Origin of the sequence: Streptomyces sp. NRRL B-24484 (assembly GCF_000717715.1) — a bacterium.
Classification (GTDB): domain Bacteria; phylum Actinomycetota; class Actinomycetes; order Streptomycetales; family Streptomycetaceae; genus Kitasatospora.
In genome coordinates this window covers 1-17,005 of the sequence record NZ_JOAI01000036.1, presented here as the reverse complement: position 1 = coordinate 17,005, position 17,005 = coordinate 1, and the positions used below count along the sequence as shown (strand labels likewise).

Annotated in this window: 10 protein-coding genes and 1 pseudogene; all 11 read left to right on the top strand. The window is 72.6% G+C overall.

What is annotated here, in order from left to right; translation table 11 throughout:
* Positions 1-123 precede the first annotated feature (123 nt).
* A complete protein-coding gene (locus IE98_RS0127700; RefSeq protein ID WP_030273540.1) occupies positions 124-936 on the top strand; it encodes a methyltransferase domain-containing protein in 813 nt (270 codons plus the stop codon).
* A gap of 174 nt (positions 937-1,110) precedes the next feature.
* Complete coding sequence (locus tag IE98_RS52310; RefSeq protein WP_324605802.1) at positions 1,111-1,680, top strand: (deoxy)nucleoside triphosphate pyrophosphohydrolase; 570 nt, start codon at positions 1,111-1,113, stop codon at positions 1,678-1,680.
* Positions 1,681-1,989: 309 nt separating this feature from the next.
* On the top strand, positions 1,990-4,731 hold the full coding sequence (locus IE98_RS0127690) for a SpoIIE family protein phosphatase (protein ID WP_052391049.1): 2,742 nt from the start codon (positions 1,990-1,992) through the stop codon (positions 4,729-4,731).
* Between the two features lie 500 nt (positions 4,732-5,231).
* The gene (locus IE98_RS0127685; protein ID WP_420706224.1) at positions 5,232-7,763 is read left to right on the top strand and encodes a SpoIIE family protein phosphatase; all 2,532 of its coding nucleotides are present in this window, start codon (positions 5,232-5,234) and stop codon (positions 7,761-7,763) included.
* Between the two features lie 134 nt (positions 7,764-7,897).
* The gene (locus IE98_RS0127680; RefSeq protein WP_030273533.1) at positions 7,898-9,646 is read left to right on the top strand and encodes an ABC transporter family substrate-binding protein; all 1,749 of its coding nucleotides are present in this window, start codon (positions 7,898-7,900) and stop codon (positions 9,644-9,646) included.
* Between the two features lie 243 nt (positions 9,647-9,889).
* Positions 9,890-11,794 carry a translational GTPase TypA gene (typA, locus tag IE98_RS0127675; protein ID WP_030273531.1) on the top strand — a complete coding sequence of 635 codons (1,905 nt, stop codon included), beginning with the start codon at positions 9,890-9,892 and terminating at the stop codon, positions 11,792-11,794.
* Positions 11,795-12,213: 419 nt separating this feature from the next.
* Entirely contained in the window at positions 12,214-13,851 is a 1,638-nt protein-coding gene (locus tag IE98_RS0127670) for a peptide ABC transporter substrate-binding protein (RefSeq protein ID WP_030273528.1), read from the top strand.
* Positions 13,852-13,937: 86 nt separating this feature from the next.
* The gene (locus tag IE98_RS0127665; RefSeq protein ID WP_030273527.1) at positions 13,938-14,882 is read left to right on the top strand and encodes an ABC transporter permease; all 945 of its coding nucleotides are present in this window, start codon (positions 13,938-13,940) and stop codon (positions 14,880-14,882) included.
* Entirely contained in the window at positions 14,875-15,816 is a 942-nt protein-coding gene (locus tag IE98_RS0127660; RefSeq protein WP_030273525.1) for an ABC transporter permease, read from the top strand. Before IE98_RS0127665 ends, IE98_RS0127660 begins: the two co-directional genes overlap by 8 nt.
* Before the next feature lie 17 nt (positions 15,817-15,833).
* Positions 15,834-16,642: pseudogene (locus tag IE98_RS43180) on the top strand (ABC transporter ATP-binding protein).
* The coding region (locus tag IE98_RS0127650; RefSeq protein WP_030273523.1) for an ATP-binding cassette domain-containing protein at positions 16,635-17,005 on the top strand (371 nt) is incomplete at its 3' end. The pseudogene IE98_RS43180 and the gene IE98_RS0127650, both read left to right, overlap by 8 nt.

The window sequence follows — 17,005 nt, the reverse complement described above, 5'->3', positions numbered from 1 at the left end:
GTCGCGCGGCCCTTCCGGTGACCACGCCGACCGGCCATCGTCTTGAATGACGAGACGATATTTCCCGTCATGCGAGACGGGTCTACGCTCGTCGGCATCGGAAGGAGCCGAGAGGAGCCGAACATGACGAACCGTCGGGCCGCCTACACGCACGGCCACCAGGAGTCCGTGCTGCGCTCGCACAGCAGCCGCACCGCCGCCGATTCCGCCGCCTACCTGCTGCCCGAACTCCGCCCCGGGCAAAGACTGCTGGACGTCGGCTGCGGACCGGGCACGATCACCGCCGACCTGGCCGAACGGCTCGGCCCCGACGGCCGGACGGTCGCCGTCGACACCTCCGCCGAGGTGCTCGCCCGGGCCGCCGCGCACGCCGCCGACCGCGGGCTGACCACGGTGGTGTTCGAGGTCGCCGACGTGCACCGGCTGCCGTACGCCGACGGCGCGTTCGACGTGGTGCACGCCCACCAGGTGCTCCAGCACGTCGCCGACCCGGTGGCCGCGCTGCGCGAGATGCGCCGGGTCACCGCACCCGGCGGCCTGGTCGCCGTCCGCGACGCCGACTACGCCGCGATGGCCTGGTACCCGGAGCTCCCCGAACTGGCCGAGTGGTCCGCGCTCTACCGCCGGATCGCCCGGGCCAACGGGGGCGAGCCCGACGCCGGCCGCCGGCTGGCCGCCTGGGCCCGGGCCGCCGGGTTCACCGACCTCACCGCCGGCTCCGGCAGCTGGACCTTCGCCGATCCCGAGCGGCGCCGGTGGTGGGGCGAGACCTGGGCCGAGCGCACCGAGAAGTCCGCCACCGCCGCCACCGCCCTCGCGGAGGGCCTGGCCGACCCCGCCGACCTGGCCCGGATCGCGGCCGGCTGGCGCCGCTGGGCCGCCGACCCGGACGGCTGGTTCGCCGTCCTGCACGGCGAACTGCTCGCCCGCCGCTGACCGGTGCCGCCGAGCGCGGGTCACCGGCACCGCCGCCGCCGACCGCGCCGCCGCCGGCCGCACCGTCTAACCCGCTGTTAACCGGCGGCGTACCGGCCGGTAGCAAACGGCGCCTACGGTCGGCGAACGGGTCCGGCCCGTCCCCCACCGGGCCGGGCCCGTTACGGTGGCGCCATGGACGATCACCGGGTGATGCGCCAGGACGACAACGGCAACCGCTTCCCCGTGGCCACCGGGCTCGGCCGGGCCGAGGCCGAGGCGCTCGCCGCCGAGTTCGAGGCCCGCGGCCACAAGCAGCTGTACTGGGTCGAGGCCGTCGCACCCCGCACCCAGCAGGACGCCCCGCAGCCCGAGGTCCGGTACGTCGTCGGCGGCGCCCTGGTGCACCGCGGCCGGGTGCTCGCGGCCCGCCGCAGCGCACCCCCCGAGACCGCCGGCTACTGGGAGTTCCCCGGTGGCAAGGCCGAACCCGGTGAGACCCAGGAGCAGGCGCTGGAACGCGAACTCGCCGAGGAGCTCGGCGTCCGCGCCCGCGCGCTGCGCCCGCTGCCCGGCAGCTGGCCCGTGCGGGCCGGCCTGGAGCTGCGGATCTGGGCCGCCGAACTGCTCTCCGGCGAGCCCCGCCCGCTCGCCGACCACTCCGAGCTGCGCTGGCTCGGCCCGGACGAGCTCGACGACGTCGAGTGGCTCGCCCACGACCGCGAGGTCCTCCCGCACGTCGCCGAACTGCTCGCGGCGGGCTGAGCCCGCCGCGGACCGGGCCCGCGCCGGACCCGGGCGCCGGGCCGATCCGCGGCTGAGCAGCCCCCGGACGGGGTACGGGACCCTGCGGGGGCGCCCGCCGCCGATTGCTCCACGCAGCCGAACCGGGGCCGCCGGACGCGGTCGAATCGGGAAAGACGACCCACTTGCCGGGATATCGACCCATGGCATGGGGTATGTCACAGTTCGGCAGAATTCATCGGGATCGGCGGGGCGCGGCGGCGCCCCGCCGACCCCTCCCGCACCCGGCCCCGGCCGCGGTGTCCAGCCCACGAGCCGGAGGCGCCGTCGGTGTCGACCACGGGAAACGGCGGGGGAGAGCGGCGGGCCCGTCGCCTCCCCCGGCGCGGATCGCAGCGCACGGCCGCCCCCGGCGTGCCCGGCGGCACCTCCGGCAGCGCCGCCGCCCGCGCCCGACTGCGCCGCGGCGGCCGCACCCGCCCCGCCGAGCAGACCCGGCCGAGCCCGCAGCCCCGCGACATCCCGCCTGCCGCCTCGCCCCGCGGCCGCCCGATCCTGCCGTTCCCCGGCACCCCCGCCGCCGGCGCCAAGGTCGCCGAGCCGGCCCGCGGCAGCCTCTTCGACGTGGTCAAGGTCGCCATCGCGATCCTCGACACCTCCGGCCGGGTGGTGCTCTGGAGCCCCGCCGCCGAGGAGATGCTCGGCTGGCCCAGCGAACTCCTGGTCGGCCGGCGGATCGACCAGCTGATCGGCGACGCCGAGCTCGTCGGCCAGGCCCGGCTGGCGATCCAGGAGACGCTGCGGATCGGCAGCTGGCACGGCATCACCCGGCTCACCGACCGCGACGGGGTGAACGTCCCCGTCGAGGTGCGGATCTCACTGCTCGTCGACGGCGACGGCACGCCCTTCCTGCAGGTGGCGCTCGCCGACGCCCGCACCGTCGCCGCCGTCGAACGCGACCTCGCCGTCCGCGACGCGCTCTTCGAGCAGTCCCCGCTCGGCATCGCCGTCCTCGACACCGAGCTGCGCTACACCGCCGTCAACAGCACCCTCGCCGACATGAACGGCGTCCCGATGGAGGAGCACGTCGGCCGCACCACCGGCGAGACCCTCCCCGAGCGGGCCGCCGACGAGATCACCGCCATCCAGCGGCAGGTCCTCGCCACCGGCGAACCGGTCATCGACGTCACCCTCGCCGCCCCCGTCACCGCCCGCTCCGGCTTCCGCTCGATCTCCTACAGCCGGATGACCGACCGGGCCGGCCGGGTGCTCGGCATCTCCGGCACCGTCATGGACGTCACCGAGCGCTACCGGGCCGTCTCCAAGGTCGAGCACGCCCGCCGCCGGCTCTCCCTGCTCAACGAGTTCGGCTCCCGCATCGGCGACCTCCTCGACGCCTCCCGGATCGCCCAGGAACTCGCCGGCGCCGTCGTGCCCCGGCTCGCCGACTACTCCGCCGTCATCCTGCTGCAGGCCGTCGCGCACGGCGACGACCTGCCCCGGCACGGCCACGACCGCCGCACCTCGCTGCTGCAGCTCGGCACCGCCTCCGTCCAGGACGGCCCCGAGGTCGAGGTGATGCTCCGCCGCGGCGCCCGGATCACCTTCACCGAGGAGTCCGCCTTCGGCCGGGTGCTGCGCACCGGCATCCCCGAACTGCTCAGCGGCAAGGAGGAGGCCGAGGACCTCAGCTACCCCGGCGACCCGAAGGCCCAGGCCGCGCACGAGCTCGGTGTGCACTCCCGGCTGGTCGTCCCGCTGCGCGCCCGCGGCATCGTCATCGGCCTGCTGGTGGTCAGCCGGGCCGGCTACCGCGAGGGCTTCGACCGCGACGACCTCGCCTTCGCCGTCGAACTCGCCGACCGGGCCGGCAGCTCCCTCGACAACGCCCGCCTCTACGCCCGCGAGCGGACCGCCGCCCTCACCCTGCAGCGCACCCTGCTGCCCCAGCAGGTCCCGCAGCCCACCGGCGTCGAGGTCGCCTACCGCTACGTCCCCGGCAGCAGCGGCACCGAGGTCGGCGGCGACTGGTTCGACGTGATCCCGCTGCCCGGCGACCGCACCGCCCTGGTGGTCGGCGACGTCATGGGGCACGGCCTGCGGGCCGCCGCCACCATGGGCCGGCTGCGCACCGCCGTCCGCGTGCTGGCCGCCCTCGACCTGCCGCCCGAGATCCTGCTGCGGCACGTCCACGAGCTGGCCGACGACCTCGCCCAGGGCCCCGACGAGGCGCTGCTCGCGACCTGCGTGTACGCCGTCTTCGACCCCGTCCGGCGGCGGCTGACCGTCACCAAGGCCGGCCACATCCCGCCCGTCCTGGTGGTGCCCAAGGACGGCGACGGCCCGGCCCCGGCCGCCGGCGGCCCGCTGCCCGGCGGTGTCGGCCAGGTCCTCGACCTGCCCTCCGGCGCCCCGCTCGGCGTCGGCGGCGTGCCCTTCGAGTCGGTCGAGCTGGACGTGGCCGAGGGCACCCTGCTCGCCCTGTGCACCGACGGCCTGGTGGAGTCCCGGGACAAGGACCTCGACGTCGGCCTCGGCCGGCTGATCAGCGTGCTGGAACAGCCCTACGCCTCCATCGAGCAGGCCTGCGAGGCCGTGCTCGACACCATGGAGCAGGGCCGCGAGCCCGACGACGTCGCCCTGCTGCTCGCCCGGCTCAGCCACGGCGAGGCCGGCACCCCCACCGCCGGCTGGACGCTGCCCGCCGAGCCGACCGCCGTCTCCCGGGCCCGCCGCCTCGTCCGCGGCACCCTCGCCGAGTGGGGCGCCGAGCGCCTCACCGACACCGCCGAGCTGCTGGTCAGCGAGCTGGTCACCAACTCCGTCCGGTACGCCAGCGCACCGATCGGCGTCCGGCTGACCCTCGGCGAGATGCTGCTGGTGGAGATCAGCGACCCGCTGCCCGACCCGCCCCGCGAGCGGCACGCCGCCGAGGCCGACGAGGGCGGACGCGGTCTGGAGCTCGTCCGCCGGCTCGCGCTGCGCTGGGGAGCGCGAGCCGAGGGCATGGGCAAGGTCGTCTGGTTCGAGCTGTCCCCCGACGACCCCGAGGGCGGCTACTCGGAGGAGTAGCGCGGTCGCCCGCGGTGGCCGTGCACCGCGCAGGCACGCCGGTGCGGACGGTGGCGGCGGCGTCCGGCAGGTGGACCGTAAAGTCTGACTTTTCCGATTTCGGAGGGCGGGTCGCGCGCTCCCCGCGGGCCTCGGGCGACCCCGCCGTGACCACCGGGCGACGTGTCGCGGAACACTCAGGAACGGGCATTCCGACGGGCTGGCGCTGATGATGTGTCATGTGATGAAATGCCCGAATCCTCAGGTGTTTTCGAGCCACCCGGCAGATCGATCCTGCCAGATCCGTGCACGACGCAGCCATGTCCGACCCGGCTCTTGACCGAACCGCCCGATCCGTGCAGGCCAGGCCGGTTCGAACAGCTACGGCCGGGTAAGGAGCACCGCGCGGGCCTCCCCCGATTCGATGTTGTGATGCTCGGGGGCGTGTGCGCTCGCACCCGGATGATGAATACTCGGTCTTCTCGACATCCGGATGGGCACTGGTTGGAGGGGTCGGTCCGTTGAACAGCATTCCGGCGCCGCAGGCGCCGAGCAGCAGCGGTCATGCCGCCGTGCCCGGACAGCCCGGCGCACCCGACGACGAGGGCGTCGTCCCGCGCCGCGACGCCGGCGGTCGCGGCCCCGGCGAACCCGGCTCGATCTACGGCTACCTGCGGGTCGCCACCTTCGCGATCGGCCCCGACGGCCGGATCAGCCACTGGAGCGGCCGGGCCGCCGAATTCTTCGGGGTACCCGCCGCCGACGCCCTGGGCTCGGACCCGATCACCACCCTCGTCCCCCGCGAGCACTGGCAGCGCGGCCGCGCCCGCCTGGAACGCGTCCTCGCCGGCGAGGAGTGGACGGGCACCACCCCGTACCGCGACACCGCGGGCGGCGAAGGCCTGGCCGAGCTCTACCTGATGCCCGTCGACAGCGGCCCCGCCGCCGGCGCCACCTGCCTCGCCGTCGACGTCGGCCGGCTGCGCACCGTCGAGGACGGCCTCGCCGCCTCCGAGGCGGTCTTCGGCCAGACGCCCACCGGCTTCTTCCTCTTCGGCCCCGACCTGCGGCTGCAGCGGGTCAACCCGGCCTTCGCGGCCTGCGTCGGCCGCGACCCCGAGGACCTCCCCGGCCTCGCCCCCGCCGAGCTCTTCGCCCCCGGCGAGGCCGAGCGGCTCCAGGTCGCCCTGCGCAAGGTGCTGACCGGCGGCGAGCCCATCCTCGACCTGCGCTTCAACGGCGGCGTCCCGGCCGCCGGCACCCGCGACGGCCGCCGCCGCTGGTCCGCCTCCCTGTTCCGGCTGAACGGCCCCGGCGGCGCCCCGCTCGGCGTGGCCGGCCAGGTGCAGGACGTCACCAGCCGGCACGTCGCCGAACGCGAGGCCGCCGGCGTCCGCCGCAGCCTCGCCCTGCTCAACGAGGCCAGCACCCACATCGGGTCCACCCTCGACCTGGAGACCACCGCCAAGGAACTCCTGGACGTGATCGTCCCGCAGTTCTGCGACGTCGCCACCGTCGACCTCTACACCGCCCTGCTCTCCGGCGACTCCGGCCCGCTCTCCGGCGGCCCCGGCCTGCTCGACGGCTCCGGCGAACTGCGCCGCGTCGCGGTCTCCAGCGTCGTCGGCGGCGCCGCCTCCGTCCTCGGCGAGGGCCTGGCCGCCGTCCCGGTCGCCGAGGCCGGCGGGATCCTCTGCTACCCGCCGCGCTCGCCGCACGCCCGCGCCCTGCGCACCGGCCGCAGCGTCGTCCCGCAGCCCGGCCCGGACCCGCTGCTGCGCTCCACCCTGGTCGTCCCGCTGGTCGCCCGTGACCAGGTGCTCGGCCTCGTCCAGCTCTCCCGGGCGATCGGCTCCGAACCCTTCGACGCGCGGGACGTCGCCATCGCGGAGGAGCTGGTCGCCCGCGCCGCGGTCTGCGTCGACAACGCCCGGCTCTACCGGCGCGAGCACGAGCGCGCGCTGATCCTCCAGCGCAGCCTGCTGCCCCCGGGCAACCCGGCCGCCACCGGCCTGGAGATCGCCCGCCGCTACCTGCCCAGCAACAACAACACCGAGGTCGGCGGCGACTGGTTCGACGTGATCCCGCTGCCCGGCAGCCGCACCGCGCTGGTGATCGGCGACGTCATGGGCCGCGGCCTGCGCGCCGCCGTCGCCATGGGCCAGCTGCGGACCGCGGTGCGCACCCTGGCCATGCTCGACCTCGACCCGGCCGAGGTGCTCGGCGCCCTCGACGAGATCGCCCGCGGCCTCGGCGACGGCGACGCCACCGGCGCCTCCGGCGCCGAGGTCTACCTCGCGACCTGCGTCTACGCCGTGTACGACGCCGTCACCCAGCGCTGCACCTTCGCCAGCGCCGGCCACCTGCCGCCCGCGCTGCTCAGCCCGGGCGAGCCGGCCCGGATGCTCGACGTGCCGCCGGGCCTGCCGCTCGGCGTCGGCGGCGAGCCCTTCGAGGAGGTCACCATCACGCTGCCGGACGGCGCGGTGCTCGGCCTCTACACCGACGGCCTGGTGGAGTCCCGCAAGCACCAGCTGGACGAGGGCCTGCGGGCCTTCCGGGCCGCGCTCACCCACGGCTCCAAGCACCTGGAGCAGCTCTGCGACGAGGTGCTGGACGAGCTGATCCCGCACCACGGCGAGGACGACATCGCGCTGCTGATGGCCAAGGTCGAGGCGCTGCCGGACGGCTCGGTCGGCGACTGGCGGCTGCCCGCCGAGCCGACCTCGGTCGGCCGGGCCCGGGAGAACTCCTGCGACTGGCTGATCAACCGCGGCCTCGACGAGCTGGTCGACACCACCGAGCTGCTGGTCAGCGAGCTGGTCACCAACGCGCTGCGGCACGGCCGCGGCGAGATCCGGCTGCGGCTGATGCGCGACCGCACGATGGTCTGCGAGGTCTGGGACGACGGCTACGCGCAGCCCCGCCAGCGCCGCGCGCAGGAGACCGACGAGGGCGGGCGCGGCCTCCAGCTGGTCAGCCTGCTGGCCGAGCGCTGGGGCAGCCGCCGCACCCCCAACGGCAAGATCGTCTGGTTCGAACTGACGCTCTGAGGCCGCCGCCTACGCCGCCCGGGTGGATCTGTCCGCCCGGGCGCCGTGTCGCCGCGGGGCGGGCGCGGCCGATGGCCTTTCGTTGGGGGCACTCCCGGATTCCTCGGGCCGGCCACACCCCGACGGAGGAGCGCATGCGCGCCAGCCGAGCCGCCGACCGGGCCGCCGCCGCGGCCGCCGCCCTCTGCCTGGCCGCCGGGCTCGCCGGCTGCACCGGCGGCTCCCCGGACGGCCCCGCCGTCTCCGACGTCACGGCCGCCGACCGCGCGCACACCCGCGACGGCGGCACCGTGCGATGGGCGGTCGACGCCGTCCCGGCCACCCTGAACGTCTACCAGCCCGCGGCGGACGCCGACTCCGAGCTGATCGCCCGCGCCCTGCTGCCCGGCCTGTTCCGGCTGGACGACCGCGGCCGGGCCACCCCCGACCCGGACTACCTGGCCGGCGCCGAGTCCACGCCGGCCGGCCGCAGCCCGCAGACCGTCACCTACCGGCTCAACCCCGCCGCGGTGTGGAGCGACGGCTCGCCGCTGTCGGCCGCCGACTTCGCCGCCCAGTGGAAGGCGCTGTCCGGCGCCGACCCGGCCTTCCGCAGCGATCGCCCGGCCGGCTACGGCGCCATCGCCTCCGTCGAGCAGGGCAGCGACCCGCACGAGGTGAAGGTGGTCTTCAAGCAGCCGTACGCGGACTGGCGCTCGCTCTTCTCCCCGCTGTACCCGGCGGCCCGGACGGCCACCGCCGACGCCTTCAACCAGCCGCTCGACGGCGGCTTCCGCACCTCGGCCGGACCGTTCGCGCTGACCGGCTGGGACAAGGACGGCGGCCGCGCGGTGCTCACCCGCAACCCCCGCTGGTGGGGCGACCCGGCGAAGGCCCAGGAGATCGACTTCCTGGCCGTGCCCACCGCCGGCCGGCTGGACGCCCTGGCCGGGGACCGGCTCGACATCGCCGCCGTCACCGGCTCCGTCGACCGGGCCGTGCCGGACGGCACCACCGCCGCCGCGCCGCCGGACGCCGCCGCCATGGTCGAGGCCTCCGCGCACGCCCTGCACCGGGCCGAGACGCTGCCCGGCCTCACCCTGCACCGGGCACCCGCCGCGGCCTTCACCCAGCTCACCCTGAACACCGCGCGCGGGCCGCTGGCCGACACCGCCGTCCGGCAGGCCGTCGCCCGCGCCGTCGACCGGCAGAAGGTCGCCACCGCCGCCCTCGGCCCGCTCGGCCTCGGCGTCGTCCCGCTCGGCAACCACCTGCTGGTGGCCGGCCAGGACGGCTACCGCGACAACAGCCGGGCACTCGGCACGGCCGCCCCCGGCACCCTGCTCGACAAGGCCGGCTGGGTCTCCTCGGACGGCACCCGCAGCAAGGACGGCAAGGCGCTCGCCCTCACCCTGCTCATCCCGGACGGCTCCACCACCGCCCGCCGCACCGCGGACGCGCTCACCGCGGACCTCGCCGCGGCCGGCGTCGCGGTCACCGCCGAGCCCGTCCCCGCGGACACCTTCGTCACCGACCACCTCGCCAAGGGCGACTTCGACCTCGCCCTGTTCTCCTGGCCCGCCAGCGCCTACCCCTCCGACACCCGGCCGCTGTACGCCAAGCCGCAGCCCGGCCCGGACGGCCTGCCGGTGGTCGGCCGCAACTACGGCCGCGGCGGCACCGCCGAGATCGACCGGCTGCTGGACCGCTCCGCCGCCGAACTCGACCCCGCCGCCCGGCAGGACCTGCTCCAGCAGGCCGACGCCCGGCTCTGGCAGCTCGCCGACGTCGTCCCGCTCTACCGCCGACCCGACCTGGTGGCCGTCCGCAACGGGGTCGCCGGGGCCGGCGCGTACGGCTTCACCACCCCGCGCTACCAGGACGTCGGCTTCCGGCAGGACTGACCCGGGAGGGCCACCGGACGGGTACGCCCGGTCCGGCGGCGCGATGTGATCTTGCACCCGGTGCCACCCGCCGTTTCGGCCCTTGACACGAATCCCCGTACCATAGGAGGAGCCGTGGCATGGTGTGCCCGGCGGGTGGACCGGTAGTAGCAGGCGGAACGGGCGGCCGCGATCGACAGGGATCGCAAGTCGGCGTCACGCAGCCGGGCGCCGAAACCCACGAACCGGGAGAATCCGCTCCGCATGCCCACGCGCAACGACATCCGTAACGTCGCCATCGTCGCCCACGTCGACCACGGCAAGACCACCCTGGTCGACGCCATGCTGAAGCAGGCCGGCGCCTTCGCCGCCCACCAGCACCTCGACGACCGCATGATGGACTCCAACGACCTGGAGCGCGAGAAGGGCATCACCATTCTCGCGAAGAACACCGCGGTCAAGTACCACCCCAAGGACGGTGGCGCGCCGATCACCATCAACATCATCGACACCCCGGGCCACGCCGACTTCGGTGGCGAGGTCGAGCGCGGTCTGTCGATGGTGGACGCGGTCGTCCTGCTGGTCGACGCCTCCGAGGGCCCGCTGCCGCAGACCCGCTTCGTGCTCCGCAAGGCGCTCACCGCGCGGCTGCCCGTCATCCTCTGCATCAACAAGACCGACCGTCCGGACGCCCGGATCGACGAGGTCATCAACGAGACCTACGACCTGTTCCTGGACCTGGACGCGGACGAGGACCAGATCGAGTTCCCGATCGTCTACGCCTGCGCCCGTGACGGCGTCGCCTCGCTGACCAAGCCGGAGAACGGCACCGTCCCGGCCGACTCCACCAGCCTGGAGCCGTTCTTCTCCACCATCCTGGAGCACGTCCCGGCGCCGACCTACGACGAGGACGCCCCGCTGCAGGCGCACGTCACCAACCTGGACGCCGACAACTTCCTCGGCCGCATCGCGCTGCTCCGCGTCGAGCAGGGCGAGCTCCGCAAGGGCCAGACGGTGGCCTGGATCAAGCGCGACGGCTCGATCCAGAACGTCCGCATCTCCGAGCTGCTGATGACCGAGGCGCTCACCCGCAAGCCGGCCGAGGTGGCCGGCCCGGGCGACATCTGCGCCGTCGCCGGCATTTCCGAGATCATGATCGGCGAGACCCTGGCCGACACCGAGAACCCGATCGCCCTGCCGCTGATCACGGTGGACGAGCCGGCCATCTCGATGACCATCGGCACCAACACCTCGCCGCTGGTCGGCAAGGGCGGCTCCGGCAAGGGTGCGGACGCCAAGTCCGGCGGCAAGGTCGACCGCAAGGTCACCGCCCGCCAGGTGAAGGACCGCCTGGACCGCGAGCTCATCGGCAACGTGTCGCTGCGCGTGCTGGACACCGAGCGCCCGGACGCCTGGGAGGTGCAGGGCCGCGGTGAGCTGGCGCTGGCCATCCTCATCGAGACCATGCGCCGCGAGGGCTTCGAGCTGACCGTCGGCAAGCCGCAGGTGGTCACCCGCGAGGTCAACGGCAAGACCCACGAGCCGGTCGAGCGCCTCACCGTGGACGTGCCCGAGGAGCACATGGGTGCCGTCACCCAGCTCATGGGCATCCGCAAGGGCCGGATGGACAACATGTCCAACCACGGCTCGGGCTGGGTCCGCATGGAGTTCGTGGTGCCGTCCCGCGGCCTGATCGGCTTCCGGACGGAGTTCCTCACCAACACCCGCGGCACCGGCATCGCGCACTCGATCCACGAGGGCTACGAGCCGTGGTTCGGCGCCCTGACGACCCGCAACAACGGCTCCCTGGTCGCCGACCGTTCCGGTGTGGTCACCGCCTTCGCGATGACCAACCTGCAGGAGCGCGGCGTGCTGTTCTGCGACCCGGGCACCGAGGTGTACGAGGGCATGATCGTCGGTGAGAACTCGCGCTCCGACGACATGGACGTGAACATCACCAAGGAGAAGAAGCTCACCAACATGCGGTCCTCGAACGCCGACGTCGCCGAGTCGATCGTTCCGCCGCGCAAGCTCTCGCTGGAGCAGTCGCTGGAGTTCTGCCGCGAGGACGAGTGCATCGAGGTGACCCCGGAGACCGTGCGCATCCGCAAGGTCGTCCTGGACGCCAAGGACCGTGGCCGCACGGCCTCGCGCGCCAAGAAGGGCTGACGCCCGCAGTACGGCATCCGACGGCCGGCCTCCACCCCCTCCGGGGGGCGGGGGCCGGCCGTTCGTTCGCCCTCCGGCCGGGCCGGACGTCCGGTATCCGGAGAGCGGACGGCGTCCGGTAATCGTGCGCGACCGACCGTCATGCAGGACGACTGTCCGTTTGATGCCGGTTGGGTATGCCCCAGATGTCCAATTTGCGAAACCAATTCATCGCGCATGTGACCAAATTGAGATCGCTAATGGTCAGATCCACATCTCGGAGTGTCCGATAGTGGGACAGTCGAGCTCGGGTCACGGGTCACGCGCAGGGGTGCGCGCCGAAGCCTCGGGCGAGGAGGCACCTCATGGCCGCGACGTAGCCGCCGGCCGTTCCCCCTGTGGTGCCTCCGCGTTGAAACCACATCAGGAGGCATCCCCCCATGCGCGGAGCAACCCCGGCCAAGTGGATCGTCGCGGCCACCGCAGTCGCCCTCGCGGCGACCGCGTGCAGCACGTCCGGCAAGAGCAGCGACAAGGCCGCTGCCAAGGACGGCGGCTCGATCGCCGTCCAGCTCGGCGAGCCGCAGCACGGCCTGGTCCCGACCAACACGGCCGAGTCCGAGGGTGCCGAGGTGCTGAACGCCCTCTTCGCGGGTCTGGTCGACTACGACGTCAAGACCAGCGAGCCCAAGCTCCGCGTGGCCGAGTCCATCGACTCCACCGACAGCAAGGTCTGGACGATCAAGCTGAAGGACGGCTACACCTTCCACAACGGCGAGAAGGTCACCGCCCAGTCCTTCGTGGACGCCTGGAACTACGGCGCCAACCAGGACAACGCGCAGGAGGGCCTGCCCTTCTTCGCCAAGATCGAGGGCTCCGAGGAGCTCGCCCCGGGCAAGGACAAGAAGCCCACCGCCAAGGAGCTCAAGGGCCTGAAGGTCATCGACGACAAGACCTTCACCGTCACCCTGAACGCACCGTTCTCCCAGTTCAAGACCATGCTGGGCTACACCGCGTTCTACCCGCTGCCCAAGGCGTTCTTCACCGACCCCAAGGCCTTCGGCGAGAAGCCGGTCGGCAACGGCCCGTTCCAGATGGACGGTTCCTGGGAGCACAACAAGCAGATCAAGGTGAAGCGCTACGACGCCTTCCCGGCTGCGGACGGCAAGGCCAAGCTCCAGGGCGTCACCTTCAAGATCTACGACAGCCTGGACACCGCCTACAACGACCTGCGCACCGACGCGATCCAGATCACCGACAAGCTGCCCACCTCGGCGATGTCCTCGGTGAAGTCGGAGTTCGGCGACCGCTACATCTACAAGCCGGAGTCCGGCGTCGGCTACATCGGCTTCCCGATCGCCACCAACCCGGCCACCTACGGCAAGCCGGAGATCCGCAAGGCGATCTCGATGGCCATCGACCGCGAGGCCATCAGCAAGACCATCTTCAACGGCAGCCGCGTCCCGGCCGACGACTTCATCAGCCCGCTGGTGGCCGGCTACCGCAAGGGCGCCCTGGGCGAGTCGGGCACCTACAACCCGGCCAAGGCCAAGGAGCTCTTCACCCAGGCCGGCGGTGTCCCGAACAACACCATCGAGCTGGGCTACAACGCCGACGGCGGCCACAAGGAGTGGATCGAGGCCGTCGCCAACCAGCTGAAGAAGAACCTCGGCGTCGAGGTCACCGCCAAGCCGTTCGAGAAGTTCGGCAAGCTGCTCGACTCGCTCGGCGAGAAGCAGTACTCCGGCGCCTTCCGCATGGGCTGGTCGATGGACTACCCGTCCGCCGAGAACTACCTGCGCCCGATCTTCTCCAAGGTCGCCATCGACCAGGGCTCGAACTACGGCGGTTACGTCAACGACAAGTTCGAGAGCCTGCTCTCCCAGGCCGACCAGGCGAAGACCCAGGAGGAGGGCCTGAAGCTGTACCAGCAGGCCGACGACGTCCTCGTCCAGGACCTGCCGTACATCCCCGTGTACACCAACATGTCCTCCGCCGCGTACACCAAGTCCGTGAAGAACGTCGACACCGACGCCTTCGGCCGCATGGACCTGGCCAACGTCGAGCTCGCCGGCTGACCCGGTAGCAGACGACCGGGGGCGGGCGGCCGGGTCCACGGACCCGGCCGGCCGCCTCCTTCCTTGCCCGAAAGTGTGGAGGTCTGATGGGCCGCTATGTCATCCGCCGACTGATACAGGCGATCCCTGTACTGCTCGGCGCGACGCTTCTGATCTACTACCTGGTGAACGCGCTGCCCGGCGACCCGGTGCAGGCGCTCTCCGGCGAGAAGCGCCCCGACCCGCTGGTCGCCGCGCTGATCCGCGAGAAGTACCACCTCAACGACCCGTTCCTGGTGCAGTACTGGCACTACATCAGCGGGGTCTTCACCGGCAACCTCGGTGAGGACATGCGAGGTCGCGCGGTCATCGACATGATCAGCGAGGCGCTCCCGTACACCGTCAACCTGGCCCTGGTCGCCTTCGCGATCGAGGCCGTGATCGGTGTGTCCGCGGGCGTGCTGGCGGCCCTGCGCCGGGGCAAGTTCCTCGACCAACTGGTGCTGATCTCCACCCTGCTGGTCATCTCCGTCCCGGTGTTCGTGCTCGGCTCCGCACTCCAGCTGCTGCTCGGCGTCAAGCTGCGCAACGACTACGGCATCGACTTCTTCCCGGTCTCCTTCCGGGAGGAGGACGGCCTGCGCGCCTACCTGCTGCCGGCCCTCGTGCTCGCCTCCACCTCGCTGGCGTACGTCGCCCGGCTGACCCGCACCAGCCTGATGGAGACCATGCGCGCCGACTACGTGCGCACCGCCGTCGCCAAGGGCCTCAGCCGCCGCCGGGTCATCGGCCGCCACGCGCTGCGCAACGCCCTGATCCCGATCGTCACCTTCCTCGGCGCCGACCTCGGCGCGCTCATGGGCGGTGCGGTCATCACCGAGAAGCTCTTCAACATCCACGGGGTGGGCGGCCTGCTCGCGCAGTCCATCTACAACAAGCAGGGCGTGGTCATCGTCGGTGTGGTGACCCTGCTGGTGCTGGTCTACCTGGTCGCCAACCTGCTCGTGGACCTGCTGTACGCCGTGCTCGACCCGAGGATCCGCTATGAGTGACACGATCGTCGTCGACCCCGAGGCCCCGAGCGGCAGCGCCGCCGCGGCCGGCGGGCAGGAGCCGAAGCAGAAGCCGGAGCGCGTCGCCAGCCTGTGGAGCGACGCCCTGCGCGACCTGCGCCGCAACCCGGTCTTCGTGATCGGCGCGACCCTGGTGCTGCTGCTGCTGATCGTCTCGGCCGTCCCGCAACTGTTCACCAGCGGCAGCCCGTTCGCCAACGACGCCTGCGACCTCGCGGACTCGCTGAAGCGGCCCAGCGCCGACCACTGGTTCGGCTTCGACGTGCAGGGCTGCGACGTCTACACCCGCACGGTGTGGTCGGCCCGCAACTCCATCGTGGTCGGCGTGCTGACCACCACCCTGGTGACCGTCGTCGGCTGCCTGCTCGGCCTGCTGGCCGGCTGGGTCGGCGGTGTGCTCGACAGCGTGCTGTCCCGCTTCACCGAGATCTTCTTCGCGGTCCCGTCGCTGCTCGGCGGCATGCTGATCATGTCGTTCTGGGGCTCCGGCAACGTGCTGTCGGTGTCGATGGTGCTGGCCGCCCTCGGCTGGCCGCAGATCTTCCGGATCATGCGCGCCTCGGTGATCGCCAACAAGCACAACGACTACGTGGTGGCCGCCAAGGCGCTCGGCGCCGGCAACCTGCGGATCACCTTCCGGCACATCATGCCGAACGCCGTCGCCCCGGTCATCGTGGTCTCCGCGATCAGCCTGGGCGTGTACATCGGCGCCGAGGCCGCGCTGTCCTACCTCGGCATCGGCGTGCAGCCCCCGCAGATCTCCTGGGGCCTGATGATCAGTGACGCCTCGAACCGCTTCCTGGAGGCGCCGCACGTGCTGCTCTTCCCGGCCGCGGCGCTGAGCGTCACGGTGCTGGCCTTCATCATGGTCGGCGACGCGGTCCGCGACGCCCTCGACCCGAAGCTGCGCTGAGAGAGGGTGACGATCGGATGACCACCGCCACCGAGACCAAGCAGACCGACCGGCTCGCCGTGGGCACGCCGCTGCTGGAGGTCCGCGACCTCCACGTCGAGTTCCGCACCCGCGACGGCGTCGCCAAGGCCGTCAACGGCGTGAACTACTCCGTCGCCGCCGGCGAGACCCTCGCCGTGCTCGGCGAGTCCGGCTCCGGCAAGTCGGTGACCGCCCAGACGATCATGGGCATCCTCGACATGCCCCCCGGCCGGATCACCCAGGGCCGTATCCTCTTCCGCGGCGAGGACATGCTCGCCATGAAGGAGGAGCAGCGCCGGAGGATCCGCGGCCGCAAGATCGCCATGATCTTCCAGGACGCGCTCTCCTCGCTGAACCCGGTGCTCTCCGTCGGCTACCAGCTCGGCGAGATGTTCCGCGTGCACGAGGGCGCCTCCACAACATGGGCCTGATCCTGATCACCCACGACCTCGGCGTGGTCGCCGACGTGGCCGACAAGATCGCCGTGATGTACGCCGGCCGGATCGTCGAGACGGCGCCCGTCCACGAGCTGTACAAGAACCCCGCCCACCCCTACACCAAGGGCCTGCTCCGGTCGATCCCGCGACTGGACCAGAAGGGCGAGGACCTGTACGCCATCAAGGGCCTGCCGCCGAACCTCTTCAAGGTGCCGTCCGGCTGCGCGTTCAACCCGCGCTGCGACGCGGCCACCGACCTGTGCCGCACCGACGTCCCGGTGCTGCACCAGGTGCTCGACAAGGACGGCGCGGAGCTCGACGGCCGCCGCAGCGCCTGCCACCTCTGGAAGGAGACCCTCCATGGCTGAGCCCATCCTGGAGGTCAAGGACATGGTCAAGCACTACCCGCTCCACCAGGGCATCCTCTTCAAGAAGCAGGTCGGCGCGGTCAAGGCCGTCGACGGCGTCTCCTTCGACCTGCACAGGGGCGAGACCCTCGGCATCGTCGGCGAGTCCGGCTGCGGCAAGTCGACGCTCGCCAAGGTCCTGATGAACCTGGAGCGGGCCACCTCCGGCCAGGTGCTCTACAAGGGCGAGGACATCTCCCGGCTGTCCGGCGCGGCCCTCAAGGCCGTCCGCCGCAACATCCAGATGGTGTTCCAGGACCCGTACACCTCGCTGAACCCGCGGATGACGGTGGGCGACATCATCGGGGAGCCCTTCGAGATCCA